Source organism: Rhodococcus sp. EPR-157, assembly GCF_001647195.1.
Classification (GTDB): Bacteria; Actinomycetota; Actinomycetes; order Mycobacteriales; family Mycobacteriaceae; genus Rhodococcoides.
The window spans coordinates 1-2,476 of the sequence record NZ_LVCV01000158.1 but is presented as its reverse complement, the minus strand read 5'-3'; the positions used below and the strand labels follow the sequence as shown (position 1 = coordinate 2,476).

General features: G+C 61.7%; 2 protein-coding genes and 1 pseudogene. 2 read left to right on the top strand and 1 reads right to left on the bottom strand.

The window, feature by feature from the left end; translation table 11 throughout:
• A pseudogene (locus tag A2J03_RS06425) lies at positions 1 to 214 on the top strand (FAD-dependent oxidoreductase); the annotation flags it as partial.
• Entirely contained in the window at positions 211 to 1,524 is a 1,314-nt protein-coding gene (locus A2J03_RS06420) for a PucR family transcriptional regulator (RefSeq protein ID WP_068370983.1), read from the top strand. The pseudogene A2J03_RS06425 and the gene A2J03_RS06420, both read left to right, overlap by 4 nt.
• 18 nt (positions 1,525 to 1,542) lie before the next feature.
• On the opposite strand, the gene A2J03_RS06415 is transcribed toward A2J03_RS06420, so the two are convergent.
• On the bottom strand, positions 1,543 to 2,476 hold a 934-nt coding region (locus A2J03_RS06415), incomplete at its 5' end, for a malate:quinone oxidoreductase (protein WP_197480641.1).

The following is a 2,476-nucleotide window of genomic DNA, read 5'->3' as shown; positions in this document are numbered from 1 at the left end:
TCTCGGTGGAGACATCATCGGAGGCGCGAACGCCGAGCTCCAGGTGGTTCTCCGTCCGCGAATCGCCCTCGATCCTTATAGCGTCGGCCTCCCGGGGGTCTACCTATGCTCGGCATCGACACCACCCGGTGCGGGCGCACACGGAATGTGCGGAGCCAATGCCGCAGAATCCGCTCTTCGCTACCTGCGGCGCAAGGGAAAGGACGTGCAGTGACCAGTCCGACACCACACGAGCGCCGAGTGGGTGCTCAGCGTCGGCTCGCCCGTGTCCCGGCGTCGGCGGATCGAGAACTCCTCGTCATCGTCGCTGAAGTCGCGCACTCACTCGGTCAACGGGAGAGCGACATCGTACGGTCGATGGCCTCGCTCCTGGCGCACGAAATCGACCGACTCGACGACGACCCGATCCTTGTCGATCTCCTGGAATCGTCGGTACACGGAAACATCTCCACGATTATTCACATCCTGGCAAACGACATACCGATCGATCATCTTCAACCCACCACTGCTGCAGTGGAGTACGCCCTGCGTCTCGCGCAACGGGACGTACCGTCGAATTCTCTGGTTCGGGCGTACCACATGGGACAGAACGACATGATGCGCGTCTGCTTCGACGAGGTCCAGGCGCTGAAGCTGCCCAGCCCCCTCGATCTTGCCGTCCTCAAACATATTTCCGATGTCGTCTACGGCTACATCGACTGGATCACGCTCTTCGTCTTCGACGCGTACGAAACCGAACGCAGACGGTGGATCGGCGCTCAGGGCAACGTCCACTCGTCCACTATCCACACGTTGCTCGCGGACAACGGCGAGTCGTCCGAAACTTTCCAAGCCGAGACCGGATACCTGCTCGATCAAAATCACCTGGCGCTGGTCGTGTGGAACAACGGACCCGAAGCAGTCACGGCGCTCAACTCCATCGACCGAATCGCCCGCACAACCGCCTCCTTCCTGCACTCCAACGGACCTCCCATCATCACCGCCATCGACCGCAGAACTGTGTGGGCCTGGATACCACTCGGTACACGCACCGTGGCTCTCCACACCGCCGAGCTGGCTGCGGAGCTCGAACTCGACAACTGGACACGAATGTCGGCCGGCCTACCTGCCCATGGAATTCAGGGGTTCCGCCGAACCCACGAACAGGCCCGTGCGGCGTATACCGTGGCTACGGTCCCAGGAACTCCCACACGGTCGATCGTCGGGTTCGGCGACAAAGGTGTCGCCGTAGTGTCCTTGCTCGCGCAGAACCTCGAATCCACCAGAGCCTGGGTGTGGGAAGTTCTCGGACCGTTGGCCGAGAACACCGACAGCGCAGCGACTCTGCGCGTGACGTTGAACGCGTATTTCAGCCACGGTGAAAGCCATTTGCACACCGCTCGAGAACTCAACCTGCACCGAAACACCGTCAAGTACCGCATCAACAAAGCACTCGACCACCACACCGAGAACCGAGACAAACTCGACCTCGCCTTGGCTCTTCAAGTCTGCGACTTCCTCGGGCAGTCTGTGCTCAAACCGTAGCCCACAGAGGAGGTCCGGTCATATCGTCGACGACGGCTGAGCCGCTGTAGGAATCAGTCGGCGCAGCCGTGGTTCCCACTCGGCACGTTCGCTGTCGAAACACCGCTCCAGCACCTCGATCATGGCTGCCGGTGCCACCGATGCGCCCGGAGACGCGCCCAATAGGCCTGCGATGCTCCCGTCGGCGCCCGTGATGATTTCGGTTCCGAACATGAGCTCGCCGTGAAACCTCGATGTCGGCTTGATCAATTGAGCTCGTTGTCCCGCCTGGATCTGATACCAGTCAGCGGGGTCGGCGGCCGAATAGAACTGTCGCAGTTGATCGAATTTCTTCGCGTCGGAGGACAGGAGCTGGCCTACCAGGTACCGGACGAGTGGCAGGTTCTGCAGACCGACCGACAACAGAACCGGTAGGTTGCGCAGTCGAATCGTCGTGAAGAGGTCCCGCAGACGGCCATGCGCGAGCAACCGGGTACTGAACGTGGCGTATGGCCCGAACATCAACGAACCTCTGCCGTCGACCATTCTTTTGTCCAAGTGCGGCAGTGACATCGGCGGCGCCCCCAGCGACGGCTTTCCGTAGACCTTGGCGTCGTGACGATCGACGATCTCGGCGATATCGGTGCGTAGGAATTCCGCGCCGAATGGAAACACGCCGTACCCGTCGATCTCCGGAATGCCGGACTTCTGAAGGAGGCGGAGCGCGTAACCCCCTGCGCCGACGAACACGAATCGCGCACGGACGTGAAACCGCTTGCGTGAATCGACTATTCGACCCGACAGCGTCCATATCCCGTCGGACCCGCGTCGCACGCATGTTATGTCGTGTCCGGTCCTGACCATGCATCCGGCAGCCTCCATGGACTGCCCGAGCGATTCGGTGAGGGCGCCGAAGTCGATGTCGGTCCCGCCGACGTGCCGCGTGGCAGCCACCCGCTCCTGCGGTGACCTT